This is a genomic window from Desulfurobacterium thermolithotrophum DSM 11699 (genome assembly GCF_000191045.1).
Classification (GTDB): domain Bacteria; phylum Aquificota; class Aquificia; order Desulfurobacteriales; family Desulfurobacteriaceae; genus Desulfurobacterium; species Desulfurobacterium thermolithotrophum.
In genome coordinates this window covers 22,753-42,636 of record NC_015185.1, presented here as the reverse complement: position 1 = coordinate 42,636, position 19,884 = coordinate 22,753, and the positions used below count along the sequence as shown (strand labels likewise).

Genomic DNA, 19,884 nt, shown 5'->3' with positions numbered 1-19,884 from the left:
AGATGGCAAGGAAGAAAGAGCTTCTACCCAAAATATTAGAGACAGGAGCAAATGAGTTAGAAATTATTGATTTTAGAATGTATGAAGTTCTTGAAGATGGAGAAACTTATGAATGGATATTAGGTGTAAACGTAGCAAAAGTTAAGGAAGTAATATTTAAGCCAAAAGACATTATCAAAGCTCCTGGTCTACCTCCTGAAGCAGAAGGTCTTGCAAAAATTAGAGGACAAATGATTCCTATTATAAGCCTTGCTAAGTGGATGAAGATAAAAGAGCCATCTGGTGCAGGTAAGTATGTGATTGTTATGGAGTTTCTAAGAGAAACTGTTGGGGTTATTGTCCATGAAGCGAAGAGGATAAGGAGAATAAGGTGGGCAGATATAAAAAGGCCTCCTAAGAGCATAGATGAGAAGCTGGGTGGAAAAGTTGTAGGTGTAGTTGAGATTGAAGACAATAAGCTGTTACTTCTTCTTGATTTTGAAGGAATTCTTGATGAACTTGGAATGATAAAGATATTTGGAATGGAAGAATTGGAAAAGGTAGAAGGAATTGAGAAGAAAGGTCATTTCAAGATTCTTATCCTTGACGATAGTCCAGTAGCACGTAAGATAATCCGCAAAATTCTTGAAAATGATGGGCACACAGTTTTTGAGGCACAGAACGGAATAGAAGCTCTTCAGATGCTTCACAAATGGCTTGAGGAAGCAAAAACTACAGGAAGAGATATTACAGATTATGTACAACTCATTATTTCAGATATCGAAATGCCTGGAATGGACGGACTAACATTTACTAGAAAAGTAAAAGAAGATACAGAATTTTCAAAAATACCTGTTATAATTAATACCTCTTTAAGCGACAGAGCTAATGTTGATAAGAGTAGATTTGTAGGAGCAGATGCTCATCTGGTAAAATTTGATGCTCCAGATTTGGTAAAGCTGGTTCACCAACATGTTATTAGCAAGTAAAGGAAGAAGGAGGTTAGAAAAGAATGGCTATGCCTGATCAAAATATAAACATTCTTACAGTAGACGATATGGCTGCTATGAGAAAGATATTAAAAACACTTCTTGCACAACTTGGTTATAAAAATGTTGATGAAGCAGAAGACGGAAAACAGGCTCTTGAAATTCTAAAGAAAAACCCTAATAAATATGGTCTTGTTATTACCGATTGGAACATGCCTAATATGACAGGAATAGAGCTCGTTCAGGAAATTAGAAAAGATCCTGAACTTAAAAATATTCCAATTCTCATGGTTACAGCAGAAGCAAAGAAAGAAAATGTACTAATGGCCATAAAAGCAGGTGTTAACAACTACATAGTTAAACCTTTTACGGCTGAAACACTTAAGGAAAAAATAGAAAAAATTTTCTCTTCTCTAAACAAATAACAACTTTATTTTCTTATAAGTTTTTTTCTTCATTTTCTCTCCTCTTTTTCTTTTTCATTTCATACATTCTTTTATCAGCTAACTGAAGTAGTGTATTAGAATTAAGTCCTTCATCGGGAGCAACAGCTACGCCATAACTTATAGATATACCGTAAGAAGAAAAGGCAGATTCTATCTTTTCTTTTATTCTTTGAAGAATAGAATTTAAACTTTTCCCAGAATCATCTTTTACTACTACAACAAACTCATCTCCCCCAAATCGAGAAACTATATCGTACTCTCTAAAGCTATCTTTTATTATCTTAGCTACTTTTTTTAAAACTTCGTCTCCTTTTTTATGTCCATAAACATCATTAACTAACTTAAATTTGTCTAAATCCATAAAAACAAAATAAATTTTTCCTTTTTTTGTTCTCTCAAGCCGTTTAAGCTCTTTCTCAAGAAAATCAAGTAAAATATGGCGATTGTAAGTGCCAGTGAGAGAATCGTACATTGCTTTTTCTTTGAGTTCTTTTAAAAGTCTTTCTTTAAGTTCAAAAGTTTCCTCATATTTTCTGGTAAGTTCTTCCAAGTAATTAAACAAAAGATTTACTTTTACTTTTTCAATCATAACTCAAATCTCCTTTAAAGCTACTCCTACAGAAGTTTGATTATGTATTTCTAGTTTTTTCTTATTACTATTTGGATTAAGAGTAATTTCTCCATGAGTGAAAAAACCAAAAAGAGGAGCATTAACTACACTTCCATAGATTATTAGTTCTTCTTCTGCTTTATCTTCTAAGGTGTATTGTCTTGCGGTACAGGAAAAATTAAGACATAAATCAGCTGTCTTAATTGTTGCCTTAAGTCTTCTTGCTGTTTTTTCTGTATCTTTCAATATTTCTTCAGGTATAAGGAATGAAAGCTTAACTTTTTGTCCTTCTTTTATAGGTGCCCATACCTCTATGTACTCATCTGTAAAACCTTTAAAAGTTCTAACAGCATGATGATTTCCCTTATCGTCAATTATAATAAAAGGCGTATACCATAAGTATTCTAATCTCTCTCCATCAATATTTTTAAGAAGAGTCTTGGGTAAATAACCTGCAGGTCTACCATCAAGTTCATAAATTTTAAAACCTTTTCCTAAAGTAATTGTATAAATAGGTCCTCTTTTAAATGTTCCTGTTGATATTCCAACTTCTGCTAAAACATTTTCAAAACTCAGTATTACAAAACCTTCTTCTATAAACTTACGATCAGTAAACAGGTATCCTGGAAATCTTTTTCCATCTTCCATAAAAGATGAAGTTATCCCACCACAAATCTTATTTGGGGAAATATTCTTTTTTTCTAGTTCTACACTCAATTTTTCAAAAAAAAGGGGAAAATATCCTTGACAGTAATCGGCAATAATTATGTGAAAGAGAGATGAATTCTTTGAAATGTAATCTACTGTATCTGATACTAACTCTGAAAATTTACAGTTTGTAATGTTTTTTTTATAAATTTTTTGATACTGCCCTTTCTTTCAAAAGTTATAAAACAAGCAACAACACCATTTTCAACAATATCTGTATTTCCAAAAGCATCAATAGCATTAAAAGCAAGATATTGATCTTCTTTAATTTCCAATATATCAAGAACATAAATAGGGATATCTTTAGAAGGATACTTAGGAGAAATTGCTAAAATAACAAAATCAAAAGGATATTTAACCTGAGATGCAATTTCTTCTAACGCTAACCTTAAAATGGGATTAGTAGAACTATAAATCTGAACTTTCATTTTACTACCTCTCTACTTAAATTATATAAGAAATTTGGAAAAATTTACCCCTTCCCATTAAAATTGAAAGTAATTTTCATTTTTAAAGAACTATTCCACCTTCAAAACAGCTAAGAAAGCTTCTTGAGGAACTTCTACTTTTCCAAGCATTTTCATTTTCTTTTTACCTTCTTTCTGCTTTTCAAGAAGCTTTTTCTTACGCGTTACGTCACCACCATAACATTTAGCAAGAACATCCTTTCTAAGCGCTTTAACATTTGAACGAGCAATTATTTTATTTCCAATTGCAGCTTGAATAGCAACTTCAAAAAGCTGTCTTGGAATAATTTCCTTAAGTTTATCAACAAGCTGTCTTCCTCTCTGGTAAGCTTTACTTTCATGAACAATAACAGAAAGAGCGTCTACGGGTTTTCCATTTATGAGAATATCAAGTTTTACAAGCTCTGAAGGTTTATACCCAGCAAGTTCATAGTCAAAAGAAGCATAACCACGAGAAACTGACTTTAGCTTGTCAAAGAAATCAAAGAGAATTTCCGAAAGTGGCATATCGTATCTAAGCTCAACCCTATTTTCATCAAGGTAAGTAAACCCTGTCTGTATACCTCTTCTATCCTGGCAAAGCTGCATGATTGAACCAACATACTCAGCAGGAGTAATAATTGAAGCTGAAATATATGGCTCTTCTATTCTTTCTATTTTTTCTTTTGGTGGCATTTCAGCAGGGTTTTGAACATCAATAACAGTTCCGTCACTAAGGTAAACCTTATAAACAACGCTTGGAGCAGTTGCAATAAGCTCTAAACCAAACTCCCTTTCAAGTCTTTCTTTTATTACTTCCATATGAAGAAGTCCTAAAAAGCCACATCTAAACCCGAAACCAAGAGCTGCCGAAGTTTCAGGCTCAAAGAAAAGAGCTGCATCATTTAATTTGAGTTTTTCAAGTGCCTCTTTTAGATCTTCATATCTATCTGAATCTATAGGATAAAGACCTGCAAACACCATAGGTTTAGCTGGTCTAAATCCTGGACAAGGTTCCTTTGTCGGATTTTCTGCATTAGTAATAGTGTCTCCAACCTGCGTATCTTCAATATTTTTAATGTTAGCCGCCAACCAACCTACTTCTCCTGCCTTAAGACTATCAAGCTTTATCATGTTCGGAGACTGAGTTCCAACTTCTACTACCTCAAACTCTTTATTGTTTGACATTAGTTTTATTCTCATACCAGGTTTAATTTCTCCATCGTATACCCTAATAAACGGAATAACTCCTTTATAGTTATCATAAAAAGAATCAAAAATTAGTGCTTTTAATGGTTTATTTACATCTCCAGATGGTGGCGGAACTTTTTTTACAATAGCTTCTAGTATTTCCTTTATTCCAATTCCTTCTTTAGCTGATGCTAATATTGCATCGTCTGGGTCAAGTCCTAAAACATCTGCAATTTGTTCTTTTACCCATTCAACGTTCGCACTTGGAAGATCTATCTTGTTTATCACAGGAATTATTTCAAGACCAGCATCAAGAGCCAAAAAGAAATTAGCAATTGTTTGAGCTTCAATACCTTGAGTTGCATCTATAACAAGAAGAGCTCCTTCGCAAGCAGAAAGACTTCTAGAAACTTCATAGGTAAAGTCAACGTGTCCTGGAGTGTCTATTAGGTGCATAGTATAAGTTTTACCATCACTAGCTTCATAGTTCATCCGAACAGCGTTAAGTTTAATGGTAATACCTCTTTCTCTTTCAAGCTCGAGAGTATCAAGCATCTGTTCCTTTAGTTCTCTTTTTGAAACAGTACCGGTAAACTCTAAAAGTCTATCTGCAAGAGTTGATTTTCCGTGATCTATATGAGCAATTATGCAAAAATTCCTTATGAGCTCCTGATTCATACATCTCCCTCAAAAAGTTTTGATTAAATATAGGCAAAATTTCTACTTAGAAAGGAACTCTCTAATAGAAGTAACAATATTTTTTTTAACACTAAAAAGTATCTTTGATATTTTTTTTATTCCAGCAGATATTCCTGAAAGCCCTTTTATATCATTAATAACACGGGATTGTTGACGATAAATAAGATCTAGTTCATCAGAAATACTAACTATACTATTTATTCCTGAAACCAATTTATCTACATCTTCTTTTATTTTGTCAATAGTATCTATACTATTTCTTAGCCTACTAATTTTCTCATCTATTTCCTTTTCTATTTCTTTTACTTCTCCAACAGATTTAAATGTATCTCGTGCCATTGTTCTTATTTCATTAGCAACAACAGCAAAGTTTCTTCCTGCTTCTCCTGCTCTGGCAGCTTCAATAGAAGCATTAATAGCTATAAGCTCAGTATGAGATGCTATTTTCTCAATATCTTCTAAAGATTTTCTCATAGCATCTAAACTCTCATAAAGATGCTTAAAATCAACTGAAACCTTTACAAGTTCTCTCATAAGAGGAATAAAATCTTCAAGAAACAGTTTTAGATCATCTGAAATTTTCTTAAGAGACTCAACATCTTTAGCTATTACACTATTATTCTTTAAAAATACTTTCTCTATTTCCTTAACCAAGGATTCAATAGTTTCTGCCATCCTCTTTTGAGATAAATGACATCTTTCTATACCTGAAAGAGCCTCTATTAATGAATCTAAACCAGATCTACCCCGCACTTTATATTCTCCATAAATCTTAAGAAGTATTTAACAAACTGTTCAGGAATTATTGCTCCATGTTGAGGAAGTATTGCCTTTATCTCTAAATTTTTGATTCTTTCAGCCCATCCTCTTGTAACTTTATTACTACACATTAAGATTCTATGAGGAATATACATTTTATCCATATGTTCCATCCAATCTTTTACAACCAGATAATCAATATCTCCTAAAGCTATTCCTATATCTCCTGTAAAAAGAAACTTAGAAACAGGATCATAGATAGAAAAATGATTAGGAGAATGCATATAATGAGCAGGAATAATTTCTAAGGGAACCCTTCCAAGATTAAGATGACCACCTTCCATAGGAATTGGATGTACAGAACTTTCCATATCTTCAACCCCAAAATGTGGAAGAAATCTCGTCCAAAGTTCTCCGATGACTATTTTCCCTTTAGGACAAACATCTTTCCACATAGGGAGAGAGCCACATACATCAGGATCTTGATGACAGAAATAGATATATTTAATTTTTTCAAGAGAAATATATTTAGTAACATTGGCTACAAGTAAAGGAAATAAATGATAACCTCCTGGATCAATAAGAATAGCTTCATTATTATTAACTATTAAATAAGAAAGAACATCAACTGCTTCATTACTTGAAGCTACTCCTCTACTACCAAGGTAAATTACCATATGCTTTCCATTATCAAACAAAACAGTATCTTTCCGTAAATCTAAATCAGGAGAAATAAAATAGTTTCCCATAGCACCCCCTGCTTCTAGTCAAGTTTACATTATAACAATTTTGCCTTTATTTCTTCCCAATTTCTTTTTGGTTTTGGAAACTTTTCTTTAAAGAAGTGCTCATATCTCTTTACAACTTCATTCCATGTTGGAAGACTTGTTTGTGCTCCTTCTGCTTCTATCGTAAAAGAAGCTACAGTTGAAGCAATTTTCCCTGCCGTAAGCACGTCGTAACCTTTCAAAAGAGCAACTAAAAAACCTGCTCTATGAGAATCTCCTGCTCCCGTCGGATCAACAAGCCGAATGGGTCTAACAGGAGGAATACGGAAAAGCTTTCCTCTATAGATAACTACTGCACCGTGAGCTCCAAGAGAAATACAAATGAGTTTTGGACCTTTTATTTCCCTTATACTTTTTATTTTTAAGATTTCTTTTATTCTTTTAGCCTCATGATTATTCATAAAAAGAAGATTGGCATACTTTAAAAGTCTAACTACTCTGTAAGAATAAGAAAAAGTTTCCTGTCCTGGATCAAAACTTATTAGGGTTTTAAAATTGTTATTTTTTAGTAAGTGATAATAAAATTCAAAGTGACCAGTTGAAAAATGAACTATTTTGTACTTTTTTATTAAACTCAAGGCAAGTTTTTCATTTTTAAATAGAAGGTTTGCCGTTTCCTTTTTATTTTCATAGTAATAAATTATTTGATCGTTGCTTTTTTCTTTACTAATTATAAAACTCCTTGCCATTGGAAATGTTTTTGTTTTTATAATTCCTCTTATATCTACTCCTTGTTCCTTTAAAGCTTTTTCGTAGTTTAATTTTTCAAAATCATAACCAGAAACAGCAAAGATACCGCTTTTTACACCAAGTCTTGCAACTGCAACAGCTACATTTGCTCCAGCACCCCCATAAGTATATCTATACTTTTTCGCTAAAACAGTTTCGTTAATAGAAGCAAACTTCTCAGCAACAAGAACATTATCTATAACAATGCTTCCAAAAGCTAATACATCCCCCACATTATCTCCTGGAATTTATAAGTTTTTGAAGTTTTTCACCTATTTCTCTTAATTTTCTTCCAATCCCTGCCCTTTCAACAAAAACAGCACCAATTGTTCTATCTTTTCTAAGAGCATTACCAATTTCAAGAGAAGTAAAAACATTATCTACAATAAGATAAGAGGACTTCATTAATCTCTTTTTTGTTTTCTCGCTTAAATCTAAGGCAAGTATAAGAGTTCCTTCTCTTTCTCCAAGTCTTTTAATGTTATCCTGTCCTATAACGGTAACTCCAGTTTTGTGCGACAAAGAAAGTAAATGGAGGAAGTAATCTTTTAGAGCCTTTACTGTGTACTCGTAAACTTCTTCCGGAGAAACCTTATTTTTGAATCTTTTTTTAACAAAATTTTTAATACAGTTAAAGTTTGGACAAATATTAAAGCCCCTACCTGGAAGCTTTCTAGCTATATCAGGCAGAGGCTTTCCTTCAAATTCAACGTATCTTATAAACTTATCTGTTTCATCCTTCACTTTACATCCCACACATGTTCTCATTCTTCTTCCAATGCTTCAAGCTCTTCAAGCTTTCTAAAATCACTTTCTTTTATAATGTCAATTCCTACAATTTGACCTACTAATTTTGAAGCAAGTCTTGCATTAACACCGTGCTTTCCAATTGCAAGAGAGAGCTGATCATCGGGAACAACAACTTCCACTCGGAGCTCTCCATTTTCGTCCTCGTAGCTTTCAGACTGAAGAACCTTAGCAGGAGAAAGAACTCTTGCCACAAGCTCTGCAACATCGTCTGTCCATCTGATTATTTCTATTTTTTCTCCTGAGAGCTCTCTTGAAATTGGAAGAATTCTACTTCCTTTAACACCTATACAAGCTCCTACAGGATCGATGTATTCTTCTTTTGAATCTACTGCAACTTTAGCTCTTATCCCAGGTTCTCTTGCCACTGCCTTAATTTCTACAAGTCCATCAGCAACTTCTGGAATTTCGATTTCCATAAGCCTTTTTAAAAATTTTGGATGAGTTCTTGAAAGGATAACGTAAGGAGGTGGATAATCATCTATCTTAGAAGGTTTCCTTCTATTGTAACGTTTATAATCAAAAACAACATCGTAAATATAAGCTCTTACCCTATCTCCTATTCTATATTTCTCCTTCGATATCTGCTCTTCTTTTGGCAAAATACCAACAATTCTTCCAAGATCTAAAATAACATCTCCATTTCTCTTAATTTCTTTAACAGTTCCAGAAATTATATCTCCTACCTTTTCCTTAAAGTAATCATAAAGAGCCTTTCTCTCAGCTTCTGAAATTTTTTCATGTATTACCTGAGCTGCAGCTTTTGCAGCAATACGACCAAGTTCTTCTGTTTTTATCTCTACAAGAACTTTATCTCCAAGTTTTACACTATCTCCAAAGAGCTCCTTAGCTTCCTCGAGGGAGATTTCATAATCTATGTCTTTTACATCCTCTACTACTGTTTTTTCCTGAAATATACCAAAATCCTTACCATCTTCATCTATTTTAACTACAAGATGACCTTTGTAACCAGCTTTTCTTGCAGCATTAATAATACCAACCTTCACTGCTTTGACCACATCTTCCTTTGATATACCTTTCTCCCGGCAAAGCAACTCAACAGTTTTACCAAGACTTTCCATAAGTTTTCCTCCTTATTTACCTGTTAAAAAGAGAATCTATGTCTATTCTGGCACTTTTAATGTTTTCAAAAGGTATTTCCACTTCAGCATTTCTTGAAACATCATGAATAACTACAGCACTTTCTGAAGCAGAGATAACCTCACCTTTAAAGTTCCTCTGATTATCCATAGGTTCATGAGTTTTTATCTTTACAACTGTTCCAAGATTCCTTTCAAAGTCCCTTTGATTTTTCAAAGGTCTGTTAAGTCCTGGAGAAGAAACCTCAAGATTGTAAGCATGAGGTATTAGATCCTCAATATCAAGTAATGTTCCTATTCTCTCACTAATCCACTGACAATCGGAAATAGTAATACCACCTTCGGGTCTATCTGCATATATTCTTAAAACCCATCCAATAGGTTCTCTTACAAACTCTATATCAACAAGTTCAAAACCACCTTCTTCTAAAATTGGAAAAAGGAGCTCTTTTACTCTATCAACGATTTCTTTTGTTCTTTCCTCCATGATAAACCTCAAATCACATTAAATTAAATAAAAAGGAGCGGTTCCAAAGAACCGCTCGTGAAAAAGGAATATGAGTGCGATGAACACAGACAGCTTCTAACCGCCGCAATTAAATTTAGTGCAAAATTGCAAAATTAGCAAATAAGAACTTATCTATAATATTTCATTGCTTTTTGTGCTTCTCTTTCAAGCTCTCGTCTTTTTATAGCCTCTCTTTTATCATACTTTTTCTTACCCTTAACAAGAGCTATCTCTACTTTTACTTTTCCTCTTTTGTTAAAGTACATTCTCAAAGGAACAATAGTGAGACCCTTTTCTTGTGTTTTTCCTAAAAGTCTTTTTATCTCAGACTTATGAAGAAGAAGTTTTCTCTTTCTATTTGGTTCGTGATTAAAAAGATTTCCATGAGTATAAGGAGCAATATAGGCATTAAATAGGAAAGCTTCTCCGTTTTCTATCCTTACAAATGAATCCCTTAAATTTGCCTTTCCTTCCCTTAAAGATTTTACCTCAGTTCCTTTAAGTTCTATTCCTGCTTCATATTTTTCAAGTATTTCATAGTCATAAAAAGCTTTTTTGTTCTTTATTTCTGGCGTTCTTCCTGCCATTTTAAAATCACTCTCCTTTTTTCTTCGTCTATTCTATCAACCATAAATCTATACTTATGGTGGTATTTTAATTTAATTCCTTTTGGAAGAGTGTCGACAGGAACATAACCCGCAATATCATCTGGTAACTCAATCCAGTATCCTGACTTATCTTCTCTAACTATGATTCCCTTTACAAGAGTTCCTACTTTATACCTCTTATTAACTTCTAGCCAAGGATCTTCACTTATATCTTTAATACTTAAAACAAGTCTCTCTTTCTCCCTATCTATCTTCTTTATTTTTACTTTTATCCTATCACCAATTTCTGCAGTATCAAAAGGAGTCTTTAAGCCTGACCAAGAAATATCACTTTTATGAACCAAGCCATCAACACCTTGAACATCAACAAAAATTCCAAAATCTACAACATTCTTAACAATACCTTCTACAACATCCCCCTCTTTTAATTTCTCAAGAGTTTCCTTCCTCATCTTAGCTCTTTTTTCTTCTAATAGTTTTCTCCTAGAGATTACGATACTCCTTCTCTTTCTATCTACAGAAAGAACTTTTGCTTCTATTTCTCTATCGAGCCAATCATCAGGTTTTGTAACAGGCATAATATCTACTTGCGACATAGGAAGGAAAACAGTTATTCCTTGACTAATAGCAACTTTGTATCCTCCTCTTACTCTTTGCTTTATCCTTCCCCTAATAACTCCTTTCTTCTCTAAATCACTAGCAATTTTTTCCCATTCTTTAATAGAACGAGCACAATTAACAGAAAGGAGTGCATAACCTTCTTCTGTCTCTGGCTCTACAACGCATACATCTATCTCTTCCCCAATCTTTGGTTTGTATCCCAACTCTTTTAAAGGAACTATCCCTTCTGATTTCCATCCAAAATCAATAAAAGCTTCCCTATCTGTAACTTTTACGACAGTTCCAGTAATTATTTCATTATTTAGACGTTTGAAACTCTTTTCTAATAGTCTGGCAAACTCCCCTTCCACTTATATCTCCCCCTTTATCAAGAAGTCTCACATAATTAACAACTTCTTCTATAACCCACTGAGGTGTTGATGCTCCAGCTGTGATTCCAATAATTTGAGCATTTTCAAACCATAAAGAATCTATCTCTTCTTTTGATTCAATATGATAGCTTTTGCTATTAACACTTTTTGAAATTTGGTAAAGCTTTGTTGTGTTAGAACTGTTTCTTCCACCAACAATTAACATAACATCTACCTGTAAAGCAAGTTTTTTGGCTTCACTTTGTCTAATAGACGTAGCACTGCAAATAGTATTGTAAACTTTTAGTTCTTTAACTTTTAGCGCCAAACGAAAAACAGCTTCTCGAAAGAAATCCATGTTTAAAGTCGTTTGACAGACAACGCCTAACTTTGATAGTTTTGGAAGTCTCTCTATCTCTTCAATTGTGTTCATTATCATAGGGGACTTAACATGACCGGCTATACCTATAACTTCTGGATGTTTTGGATTTCCTAATATAAGAACAGGATATCCTTCTTTTTCAAGTTTCATAACTTTTTCATGAACATCTTTTACAAATGGACATGTAGCATCTACTATTTGAAGACCTTTTCTTTTTAAAAATTCAATAACTTTTGGAGAAACTCCATGAGAACGAATTATTACCGTATTCCCCTTTTTTAAAACATCTATATCTTCGATAAAAACTATTCCCAATTTTTTTAGTCTTTCTATTTCTCTTTTATTGTGAATTAGTTCCCCAAGACAGTAAACTTTTCCATTTTTTCTTACAGCATCAACAGCAATGTTTACAGCTCTCTTGACACCCCAACAAAAACCAGCACTTTTAGCTACTCTTGTTTCCAACTTTAAGCTCCTGTATTCTTTCCATCAATACATCAGCAGCTTTTTGATAGTTTTCCTTCTTATCTTCTAAATCTATGTAAAAAGGCTCTCCAAATCTAATTGTTACCTTAGGCCATCCAGAGATTATCTTTTCCTTACCTATAATTTTTTCACTTCCTTCAATCAAACAAGGAACTATCGGTACCTTTGCTTTAAGAGCAACCATTCCAGCTCCCCACTTTGCTCGTGCAAAACTATTTGCAGGAGCTCGTTGACCTTCGGGAAAAATACAAACCAATTCACCATTATTAATAACTTCAAGAGCAGTTTTCAAAGCCGTTAAATCAGCTCTTCCTCTTTTTACAGGAAAAGCATTCCCCCAGTGCTTTATTAAAGATGAAAGAAACGGCATTTCAAAAAGTTCTGATTTTGCCATAAAAAAAACTGGTCTTTTTTTTACAGCATAAGCTACTAAAGGTGGATCCAAGTAGCTTTTATGGTTTGCTACTAACAAAACCTTACCTTCTTTAGGAATATTTTCTCTCCCATAAACTTTTAAATGACAAAAATTTGATATAAATCTTCCAACAGTGTTTAACCAGAACCAATAAATGCTAGTTTTTCTTACCCACGGATACTTTTTCGTTAAAGATTTCATAATCCAATTTTACCAAATATTTTCCAAATCTTTAGCTTTAAAATCAATACACAAAATAAAAATTTTTCCATTTGATGCTTTTAATTTACATGAAGCTGTAATAATTTTATTACCTGTAGCTAATGAAACATAAGGTTCTGTTGTAATAAAAAATGAAGAATTTCCATTTACTATCGAGTGTACGTATTCTCTATGACAAAGATTTTCACCAAAAGAAGCAGGTCTAAAAAGAGGAGAGTTTCTTAAACTAATTTTTGGATTAAAAACAGTCCTTGTAATCAGAGTACCTTTTGAATCTAGAATATAAAGACATTCTATTTCTTTTTCTTTTAAAACAAGTTTTTCAAGAACTTTTTCAAATTCTTCTTCCTTTGAGTTTTTAAGTTTTTTTATGTACGTCATAACAATTTCTTTATATCTTTGATGAATAGTTTCTCTTTTTTGGAAATTTTCTTTCACTAAAGAGTGAAAAAGTTTATCAATATCTGCAATCTTTTCCTGCAGGTCTTTTAACTCTTTTTCTATAAAAACTTTAGTGGGAAACTGAGGTTTTGCAAAATAAAAGCCTTGATGTAAGTCTATTCCTAATCGCATAGTTTTAAGGAGCTCTTTTTCTGTCTCCACACCTTCAGCTAAAGTTAAAGAACCTATCTCTTTTGCCATGTAAGCTAAAGCTTTTACAACTTTACTTTTATATTCTTCCTTATTAATACCTTTAATAAGTGTTCTATCTATTTTCAAAATATCAGGCTTAAGTTCTGCAATACGGTTTAAATTGGAATGTTCAATACCTACATCATCAAGTGCAATGAGAAAACCAAGTTTTCTATAATTTTCTACAAAGTCTTTTAGAGCTCCTGAATCCTTAACTTCAGATTCTGTAACTTCAATAACTACATTAGAGGGAGAAATATTATTTTCTTTCGCAATTCTAAAAATAAAACCTGTATACTTTACTCCAAGATCTATTACTGAACCATCAAAATTAAAAAAAAGCATAAGATTTGGATTCTGATGATAAAATTTCTTAAACTCCTTAAAGGCAATTTTCCTACATAAACGATCAAGTTCTATTTTTATTCCTTTCTTTTCTGCTAATTCAAAAAGAACAAGAGGAGAAATAATCTTTTTGTCCTTTCTCCCTCGAGCAAGAGCCTCAAATCCTATAACTTTCTTTCTCTTGGTAAAAATAACCGGTTGAAAATAGATAAAAAGATCATCTAAATCTAACAACTTCAAAATTTCCATTTTTAAACCCTAGTCAATTTATAAAAAATTAGTTAAAAAATTTCAAGAACTCTATTAAAGAAAAAAAGAGTCCCCAAAGGGGCTTTAACAAAAGTAAAGAGGTGTAGGATGAGGAAGTTAAAAGTACTTTTATAATTTTAAAGGAAAGTTTGTTAAGTTTGTTTAAAAAAATAAAAAGGGAGGTGCCCGAAGGTACCTTTTATGAAAAGCTTTAGAAAGTAAATGCAAATTGGAGAGAGGCTACACCTTTATGGCTTGAACCGTTAAATGCAGTTTTGTCGTTGCTTTTAACATAAGAGTACTCAGCTCTAACGAATGTATGGTCTGAAAACTTATAAGTTGGTGTAACAGTAAATGAATAAGTTCCTTTATCTTTAAATCCATAGATTCTTGAACCGTTCTTATTCTTTACATATTCAACTCTTACAGGAAGAGAAACTTTATCAAACTCAGGAATTACATAAAGGGCAATTCCATAACCTTTTTTGCTGCTGTCGCTATCAAGCCACTGGTAATCACCGTTAACTCCAAACTGAACGTTTCCGTATTTGTAGCCAAGTGTAAAATCAACAAGGTTTTTGTAATTTCCATAGTCAAAGTAAGTAAAGGTATAGTTAATATCTTTAATACTCCCTATGCTTCCAACTGCAAAAGCATGGTCTTTGCTATATCCATTTAGCTCACTACCTCTATCGTATTCTGCGTAAACTTGAACGTCATCTGTAACGGTATAAGTGGCTCTTACACCTTTATAAATAAAGGGCTGAGAATTCCAGACAAGACCAAAAGTGGTGTTAGGATTAAGATAAGTAGCTGCAAGTTCATAACCTACGTTAGTAGGTAAAACTCCCGCATCTATTTGAAGACCTTTTATTGGAGTAACAGAAACATAGCTCCAGAGAATGCCGAATTTATCATTATTCCTATTAAGACCAAAGTTTCCTTGATTTTCTGCGTCAACACTACCAATTACCGTTGGAGTTACTAAAGAACCGACAGCAATATCAAATCCACCAAAATCATCACCGCCAGAAAGCTCAATTACAGCATCTGTAAGCTTTATGTCGTTTGTAGAGCTCCCATCAGCGTTTGCCTTAGATTCATTAAATCCAGTGGCAGAAATACCTCCGGAGAGCTTGATGTTTGGAATATCAACCTTTACTTCTGTCGCACCTGATTCAGCAACAGCCATTAGTAGAGTAGTTGTTAAAATAGTTAGTGCGCGTTTTACCATGTTTTACCTCCTGTTTTTTTTATTTTTGGGGGAGCACCCCTCCCCCCCTTTATTAATTATTAAAGGTTAAAACCTTTTTCTCCGTGAATTGCAGAATCAAGACCTTCGATTTCTTCTTCTTCACTAACTCTTGCTCCACCAGTAAGGATTGAAGAAACAAAGTAAACAACTGCAGTCATAATTCCAGAGTAAACAATTGTTGCTATTACAGCTTTAAGTTGAATCCAGAGCTGAGGTAGGTTTCCTTCAAGAACTCCAGGAGTTCCACCTATTGTCTTAACCGCAAAGATACCTGTAGCTATAGCTCCCCAGACACCGCAAAGTCCATGAACACCGAAAGCATCAAGGGAATCGTCGTATCCAAGTTTCTTCTTAAGGACAAAGACCCCAAACCATCCTAAAATTCCTGCAACAAGACCGATAACAATTGCTCCCGTTACATCAACAAACCCTGCAGCAGGAGTAATAGCAACGAGTCCTGCAACAGCACCAGAAGCAGCGCCAAGAAGTGTAGGTTTCCTTAACATTATCCACTCTGTAACTATCCACGAAATTGCAGCCATTGATGCAGCTACGTTAGTAACCAAGAATGCAGATGCAGCAACCCCATCTGCAGCAAGTTCAGAACCTGCGTTAAATCCAAACCATCCAAACCACAAGAGAGCTGCTCCAAGAACTGTCAGGACAACAGAAGAAGGGAAGAAAGCTGTCTTTCCGTAACCTTTTCTTTTTCCGAGTAGAAGTGCCATTACAAGGCCTGCTATACCTGCGTTAATGTGGACAACAGTCCCACCAGCAAAATCGAGAGCTCCATCATTTCCAAGGAATCCTCCTCCCCAAACCCAGTGAGCAACAGGTGCATAGACAACTGTTACCCAGAGAACTGTAAAAATGAACCAGGTTGAGAACTTTAATCTCTCAATGACAGCACCGCTTGCAAGGGCAACCGTAATTGCTGCAAATGTTCCCTGAAATGCAGCAAAGAGAAACTCAGGAATGGTTCCGCTTAAAGTTTCAACACCAACTCCTTTCATAAAGACCTTTTCAAGACCGCCAATAAAACCGCCGATATCTGGCCCAAAGGCAAGAGTATATCCCCAAAGAACCCAAACAACTGATGCTACACAGTAGGCAAGAAAGCTCATTCCTATGGTATTCAAAATGTTCTTACTTCTTGTCATCCCACCGTAAAAGAGTGCAAGACCAGCAGGCGTCATGAGCATAACAAGAGCTGTTGAAACAAGCATCCACGCCGTATCACCACTGTTTAAAGTTGGTGTTTCTTCTGCCATTGCTGCTAAGGGTGTTAAAGCCATCAACAGAACTCCAAGTATCCTCTTCATTGCTTAAACCTCCTTGATTATTTTTAAAGTGCTTCCTGTCCTCTCTCTCCCGTTCTAATCCTCACAGCATCCTCAACTGAAAGGATGAAGATCTTTCCATCCCCAATTCTTCCTGTTTTTGCTGAGTTCACTATTACTTCCACTACCTTCTCAACAGATTCATCGGGAACAATCACTTCTAACTTTATCTTTGGTATGAAATCGATAACGTACTCCGCTCCTCTATAGAGCTCTGTGTGTCCTTTTTGTCTTCCAAAACCCTTAACCTCTGAGATAGTCATTCCGGTAATTCCAATTTCTGTTAATGCGTCTTTTACTTCGTCCAGTTTGAAAGGTTTGATGATAGCTTCTATCTTCTTCATCTTCGACCTCCATTAAGCTTTTGTATTTAGTAATTAGCAACAAGCATGCCAAATTAGAAAACTTAAGAAAAAAGAATATTTTTTCTTTTATCTGCACAAAAGCTGTAAATTTATCATCAAGACTGCACTTTTTTTATGCAATCAAAAAAGGAGAAGCGATGGAAAAAGAGATTTACCACCCACCTGTTTTATTAAAGGAGTCAATAGAACTTCTTAAGGCAAAGGACGCGAGGATATTCGTTGATGCAACATTGGGAGGAGGAGGCCATACAGAAGCGATCCTTGAAGCAAATCCCGAAAACAGAGTTATTGCAATAGACAGAGACGAAGAAGCAATAGAAAGAGCAATGAAAAGGCTTGAAAGGTTTGGAGACAGGATTTCAATCTATCACGCAAACTTTTCCCAAATTGGAGAAGTCTTAGAAGCTGAAGGAATAAAAGAAGTAAATGGAGTTTTGTTTGACCTTGGAGTTTCCCACTTTCACCTAAGGGGAAACAGAGGTTTTACAGTTTGGGAAGAGCAGCCTCTTGATATGAGAATGGACAGAAGACAGAAGTTAACTGCAAGAGATGTAGTTAATAAGCTTTCAGAAAAAGAGCTTGCCGACATCATATTCAAGTACGGAGAAGAAAAGTTTGCCAGAAAAATCGCCCGTGAAATTGTTAGAAGGAGAAAAATCAAACCGATTGAGACAACCTTAGAACTTGCAAAAATCGTTGAGGAGGTAATTCCAAAAAAACTTTGGGCAGGAAGAAAAAAACATCCAGCAATCAAGACATTTCAAGCCATAAGGATTTTTGTTAACAGAGAATTTCAGGAAATAGAAGAAGGAATTCCAGAAGCTGCAAACCATGTTGCCTGTAGCGGTAGGATAGTCGTTATAACATTCCATTCCTTAGAAGATAGGCTTGTAAAAAATATTTTTAGAAACCTTGAAGGATTTAAAGTAATAACAAAAAAACCAGTTGAACCAACAGAAGAAGAAATAAAGAAAAATCCAGCATCAAGAAGTGCAAAATTAAGAGCGATAGAAAGAGTTTGTGAATAGAAGAAAAAAAGAAAACTCAGGACTGCAAAGTCCTGAGCAAATTAAACTTTTAACTTTTCAAGGCATTTTCTTAAAGAAACTTTTCCTTCATAAAGAGCTTTACCTACTATTGTTCCAGCAACGTTTTCAATCTTTGAGAGTTTGAGGATATCTTCTACCTTAGAAACTCCACCAGAGGCTATTACAGGCTTTTTAACATTATTTGAGAATTTCTCTACCTCTTCAAAGTTTGGACTTGTTAAAGTTCCATCTCTTGAAATATCTGTATAAACAAAGCCCCATATATCCATTTCATCGTATTTTTTGGCAAGTTCTACAGCAGGTATTTCAGTTACTTCAACCCAGCCTCTTGTCGTAACCATTCCACCTTTTGCATCTATACCAAGAACGATCTTTCCTGGATATTTTTTAACCATTTTCTCAAAGAGTTCTGGCTTCTCCACTGCAACCGTTCCAACTATTACTCTGTCAACCCCAATCTCAAATAGTCTATCAACTGCTTCAATAGTCCTGACACCACCGCCAAACTGAACTGGAACACAAACACTTTTCACAATCTCTTCAACTATGGCAATGTTTTTTGGAATTCCCTCAAAAGCTCCGTCAAGGTCAACAACATGAATCCTTTTAGCTCCTTCTGCTTCCCACCTCTTTGCAACTTCAACAGGATTTTCAAAATAGACCTTCTCCTCTTCAGCTTTTCCCTGATAGAGCCTTACACACTTTCCACCTTTTATATCAACTGCTGGAATGACTTCGAACATCTGGTTTGACCCCCTAAAGATTGTACAACTTTCAACTAACATTAGACAATACCTAAGGTTCTTTTCGGTTTTAGAGCTAAACTTTCCTCTTTTCCTCTTTCATTTAGTAGGGCTCGTTTTAAGCATATAAAGAAACAGTCCAAGGATTATCGACATCAAGAATAAGACAAAAAGAATTTCAACCATTTTCAACCTCTCTTAATAGCTTTAACAACTTTGAAATTTTTCTCTTAAATTCTCTTTCCAAACACCAATTTCTTCCTTCAGTGCCTCTTTCATCAAATCCCCAAAACATCAAACATCGTATAGAGCCCTGCTTCTCTTCCAGCTACCCACTTTGCAGCAACTACTGCACCTCTTGCAAATGTCTCACGGCTTGTAGCTCTATGGGTAAGTTCCAATCTCTCCCCAAGTGTTGCAAAAAACACTGTGTGGTCTCCAACAACATCTCCCATTCTTGCAGCTAAGACCCCAAGCTCATCCGGCTTTCTCTCTCCAACAATTCCCCTTCTGCCATAGACCCCTATCTCATCTAAATCCTTCCCAAGATTCTCAGCAATTATCTCAGCAAGCCTCATTGCAGTTCCAGAAGGAGCATCTTTTTTGAACCTGTGGTGAATTTCGAATATCTCTATATCGTAACCTTTATCCTTTAAGGCTTTTGTTACTTCAGCAACCAATTTAAAAAGAAGGTTTACACCAAGACTCATGTTAGGAGAGAAAACAACAGGAACAGATTTTGCAGTTCCTTCTATTTTCCTTTTCTCTTCATCTGTAAAACCTGTAGTCCCTATAACAAGAGCAGCTCCGATTTCTTTTGCTTCGTCTAAAAGTCTCAAAGTAGCCTCTGGAACCGTAAAATCAATTACAACATCAGGCTTCTCTGGAATATCCCTTAGCGAAGCATAGAAATTAACGCCCTCAGAAAACTCTCCACCAATAACATCTGAATCTGGTCTTTCTGTAACTCCTACAAGCTTTAAATCTCTATCTTGAAGAACCAAGTCTGCTATCAAATTTCCCATCCTTCCTTTAGCACCAGCTACAGCTACTTTTACCATC

23 protein-coding genes are annotated in these 19,884 nt (G+C 34.7%); 3 read left to right on the top strand and 20 right to left on the bottom strand.

Annotation, left to right across the window (positions count from 1 at the left end; genetic code table 11):
- Positions 1-2 precede the first annotated feature (2 nt).
- Positions 3-968 (top strand): chemotaxis protein, encoded by a 966-nt coding sequence (locus tag DESTER_RS00230; RefSeq protein WP_013637665.1) that lies wholly within the window; start codon positions 3-5, stop codon positions 966-968.
- Positions 969-991: 23 nt separating this feature from the next.
- Positions 992-1,393 (top strand): response regulator, encoded by a 402-nt coding sequence (locus DESTER_RS00225; RefSeq protein WP_013637664.1) that lies wholly within the window; start codon positions 992-994, stop codon positions 1,391-1,393.
- Positions 1,394-1,406: 13 nt separating this feature from the next.
- Here the strand turns inward: DESTER_RS00225 and DESTER_RS00220 are convergent, their stop codons facing one another.
- The 18 genes from DESTER_RS00220 to DESTER_RS00135 all read right to left on the bottom strand — a co-directional run bounded on the left by DESTER_RS00220 (position 1,407) and on the right by DESTER_RS00135 (position 17,009).
- Positions 1,407-2,003, bottom strand: coding sequence for a GGDEF domain-containing protein (locus DESTER_RS00220; protein WP_013637663.1), 597 nt, complete (start codon positions 2,001-2,003; stop codon positions 1,407-1,409).
- Between the two features lie 3 nt (positions 2,004-2,006).
- Positions 2,007-2,672 carry an FIST C-terminal domain-containing protein gene (locus tag DESTER_RS00215; protein ID WP_041737280.1) on the bottom strand — a complete coding sequence of 222 codons (666 nt, stop codon included), beginning with the start codon at positions 2,670-2,672 and terminating at the stop codon, positions 2,007-2,009.
- A gap of 167 nt (positions 2,673-2,839) precedes the next feature.
- The gene (locus DESTER_RS00210) at positions 2,840-3,160 is read right to left on the bottom strand and encodes a hypothetical protein (protein ID WP_041737278.1); all 321 of its coding nucleotides are present in this window, start codon (positions 3,158-3,160) and stop codon (positions 2,840-2,842) included.
- Positions 3,161-3,250: 90 nt separating this feature from the next.
- Entirely contained in the window at positions 3,251-5,047 is a 1,797-nt protein-coding gene (gene lepA / locus DESTER_RS00205; RefSeq protein ID WP_013637662.1) for a translation elongation factor 4, read from the bottom strand.
- A gap of 42 nt (positions 5,048-5,089) precedes the next feature.
- Positions 5,090-5,821, bottom strand: coding sequence for a methyl-accepting chemotaxis protein (locus DESTER_RS08460; RefSeq protein ID WP_013637661.1), 732 nt, complete (start codon positions 5,819-5,821; stop codon positions 5,090-5,092).
- A complete protein-coding gene (locus tag DESTER_RS00195; RefSeq protein WP_013637660.1) occupies positions 5,800-6,576 on the bottom strand; it encodes an oxygen-binding di-iron domain-containing protein in 777 nt (258 codons plus the stop codon). Before DESTER_RS00195 ends, DESTER_RS08460 begins: the two co-directional genes overlap by 22 nt.
- 29 nt (positions 6,577-6,605) lie before the next feature.
- Positions 6,606-7,577 (bottom strand): carbohydrate kinase family protein, encoded by a 972-nt coding sequence (locus tag DESTER_RS00190; protein WP_013637659.1) that lies wholly within the window; start codon positions 7,575-7,577, stop codon positions 6,606-6,608.
- A gap of 1 nt (position 7,578) precedes the next feature.
- Complete coding sequence (locus tag DESTER_RS00185) at positions 7,579-8,112, bottom strand: YlxR family protein (RefSeq protein WP_013637658.1); 534 nt, start codon at positions 8,110-8,112, stop codon at positions 7,579-7,581.
- Positions 8,109-9,233, bottom strand: coding sequence for a transcription termination factor NusA (gene nusA / locus DESTER_RS00180; protein WP_013637657.1), 1,125 nt, complete (start codon positions 9,231-9,233; stop codon positions 8,109-8,111). The genes DESTER_RS00185 and nusA overlap by 4 nt, the downstream gene beginning before the upstream one ends.
- A 16-nt stretch (positions 9,234-9,249) precedes the next feature.
- Positions 9,250-9,738: a ribosome maturation factor RimP gene (locus tag DESTER_RS00175; protein ID WP_013637656.1), complete on the bottom strand. Its 489-nt coding sequence runs from the start codon at positions 9,736-9,738 to the stop codon at positions 9,250-9,252.
- Positions 9,739-9,887: 149 nt separating this feature from the next.
- Positions 9,888-10,346 carry an SsrA-binding protein SmpB gene (gene smpB / locus DESTER_RS00170; RefSeq protein WP_013637655.1) on the bottom strand — a complete coding sequence of 153 codons (459 nt, stop codon included), beginning with the start codon at positions 10,344-10,346 and terminating at the stop codon, positions 9,888-9,890.
- Positions 10,322-11,338, bottom strand: a complete 1,017-nt coding sequence (locus DESTER_RS00165) for a 30S ribosomal protein S1 (RefSeq protein ID WP_013637654.1) — start codon at positions 11,336-11,338, stop codon at positions 10,322-10,324. Before DESTER_RS00165 ends, smpB begins: the two co-directional genes overlap by 25 nt.
- Positions 11,286-12,185: a 4-hydroxy-3-methylbut-2-enyl diphosphate reductase gene (ispH, locus tag DESTER_RS00160; protein WP_013637653.1), complete on the bottom strand. Its 900-nt coding sequence runs from the start codon at positions 12,183-12,185 to the stop codon at positions 11,286-11,288. Before ispH ends, DESTER_RS00165 begins: the two co-directional genes overlap by 53 nt.
- Entirely contained in the window at positions 12,166-12,822 is a 657-nt protein-coding gene (locus DESTER_RS00155) for a lysophospholipid acyltransferase family protein (RefSeq protein ID WP_013637652.1), read from the bottom strand. Before DESTER_RS00155 ends, ispH begins: the two co-directional genes overlap by 20 nt.
- A gap of 9 nt (positions 12,823-12,831) precedes the next feature.
- On the bottom strand, positions 12,832-14,070 hold the full coding sequence (locus DESTER_RS00150) for an EAL domain-containing protein (RefSeq protein ID WP_013637651.1): 1,239 nt from the start codon (positions 14,068-14,070) through the stop codon (positions 12,832-12,834).
- Positions 14,071-14,281: 211 nt separating this feature from the next.
- Positions 14,282-15,304 (bottom strand): outer membrane beta-barrel protein, encoded by a 1,023-nt coding sequence (locus tag DESTER_RS00145; protein ID WP_013637650.1) that lies wholly within the window; start codon positions 15,302-15,304, stop codon positions 14,282-14,284.
- 59 nt (positions 15,305-15,363) lie between these two features.
- Positions 15,364-16,647, bottom strand: coding sequence for an ammonium transporter (locus DESTER_RS00140; protein WP_013637649.1), 1,284 nt, complete (start codon positions 16,645-16,647; stop codon positions 15,364-15,366).
- Between the two features lie 23 nt (positions 16,648-16,670).
- Positions 16,671-17,009, bottom strand: a complete 339-nt coding sequence (locus DESTER_RS00135) for a P-II family nitrogen regulator (protein ID WP_013637648.1) — start codon at positions 17,007-17,009, stop codon at positions 16,671-16,673.
- 158 nt (positions 17,010-17,167) lie between these two features.
- Between DESTER_RS00135 and rsmH the strand changes: the two genes are divergently transcribed.
- Positions 17,168-18,058, top strand: a complete 891-nt coding sequence (rsmH, locus tag DESTER_RS00130; RefSeq protein WP_013637647.1) for a 16S rRNA (cytosine(1402)-N(4))-methyltransferase RsmH — start codon at positions 17,168-17,170, stop codon at positions 18,056-18,058.
- A 41-nt stretch (positions 18,059-18,099) separates the two neighbouring features.
- On the opposite strand, the gene hisA is transcribed toward rsmH, so the two are convergent.
- Positions 18,100-18,822: a 1-(5-phosphoribosyl)-5-[(5-phosphoribosylamino)methylideneamino]imidazole-4-carboxamide isomerase gene (gene hisA / locus DESTER_RS00125; RefSeq protein WP_013637646.1), complete on the bottom strand. Its 723-nt coding sequence runs from the start codon at positions 18,820-18,822 to the stop codon at positions 18,100-18,102.
- Between the two features lie 278 nt (positions 18,823-19,100).
- Positions 19,101-19,883 (bottom strand): 4-hydroxy-tetrahydrodipicolinate reductase, encoded by a 783-nt coding sequence (dapB, locus tag DESTER_RS00120; RefSeq protein WP_013637645.1) that lies wholly within the window; start codon positions 19,881-19,883, stop codon positions 19,101-19,103.
- Between the last annotated feature and the right edge of the window lies 1 nt (position 19,884).

Excerpts from the sequence above, each read along its gene's own strand:
- DESTER_RS00230 (WP_013637665.1), top strand. The coding sequence starts at position 3 with ATGGCAAGGAAGAAAGAGCTTCTACCCAAAATATTAGAGACAGGAGCA.
- DESTER_RS00225 (WP_013637664.1), top strand. The coding sequence starts at position 992 with ATGGCTATGCCTGATCAAAATATAAACATTCTTACAGTAGACGATATG.
- DESTER_RS00220 (WP_013637663.1), bottom strand. The coding sequence starts at position 2,003 with ATGATTGAAAAAGTAAAAGTAAATCTTTTGTTTAATTACTTGGAAGAA.
- DESTER_RS00215 (WP_041737280.1), bottom strand. The coding sequence starts at position 2,672 with ATGGAAGATGGAAAAAGATTTCCAGGATACCTGTTTACTGATCGTAAG.
- DESTER_RS00210 (WP_041737278.1), bottom strand. The coding sequence starts at position 3,160 with ATGAAAGTTCAGATTTATAGTTCTACTAATCCCATTTTAAGGTTAGCG.
- lepA (WP_013637662.1), bottom strand. The coding sequence starts at position 5,047 with ATGAATCAGGAGCTCATAAGGAATTTTTGCATAATTGCTCATATAGAT.
- DESTER_RS00195 (WP_013637660.1), bottom strand. The coding sequence starts at position 6,576 with ATGGGAAACTATTTTATTTCTCCTGATTTAGATTTACGGAAAGATACT.
- DESTER_RS00185 (WP_013637658.1), bottom strand. The coding sequence starts at position 8,112 with ATGAGAACATGTGTGGGATGTAAAGTGAAGGATGAAACAGATAAGTTT.
- nusA (WP_013637657.1), bottom strand. The coding sequence starts at position 9,233 with ATGGAAAGTCTTGGTAAAACTGTTGAGTTGCTTTGCCGGGAGAAAGGT.
- DESTER_RS00175 (WP_013637656.1), bottom strand. The coding sequence starts at position 9,738 with ATGGAGGAAAGAACAAAAGAAATCGTTGATAGAGTAAAAGAGCTCCTT.
- smpB (WP_013637655.1), bottom strand. The coding sequence starts at position 10,346 with ATGGCAGGAAGAACGCCAGAAATAAAGAACAAAAAAGCTTTTTATGAC.
- DESTER_RS00155 (WP_013637652.1), bottom strand. The coding sequence starts at position 12,822 with ATGAAATCTTTAACGAAAAAGTATCCGTGGGTAAGAAAAACTAGCATT.
- DESTER_RS00150 (WP_013637651.1), bottom strand. The coding sequence starts at position 14,070 with ATGGAAATTTTGAAGTTGTTAGATTTAGATGATCTTTTTATCTATTTT.
- DESTER_RS00145 (WP_013637650.1), bottom strand. The coding sequence starts at position 15,304 with ATGGTAAAACGCGCACTAACTATTTTAACAACTACTCTACTAATGGCT.
- DESTER_RS00140 (WP_013637649.1), bottom strand. The coding sequence starts at position 16,647 with ATGAAGAGGATACTTGGAGTTCTGTTGATGGCTTTAACACCCTTAGCA.
- DESTER_RS00135 (WP_013637648.1), bottom strand. The coding sequence starts at position 17,009 with ATGAAGAAGATAGAAGCTATCATCAAACCTTTCAAACTGGACGAAGTA.
- rsmH (WP_013637647.1), top strand. The coding sequence starts at position 17,168 with ATGGAAAAAGAGATTTACCACCCACCTGTTTTATTAAAGGAGTCAATA.
- hisA (WP_013637646.1), bottom strand. The coding sequence starts at position 18,822 with ATGTTCGAAGTCATTCCAGCAGTTGATATAAAAGGTGGAAAGTGTGTA.
- dapB (WP_013637645.1), bottom strand. The coding sequence starts at position 19,883 with ATGGTAAAAGTAGCTGTAGCTGGTGCTAAAGGAAGGATGGGAAATTTG.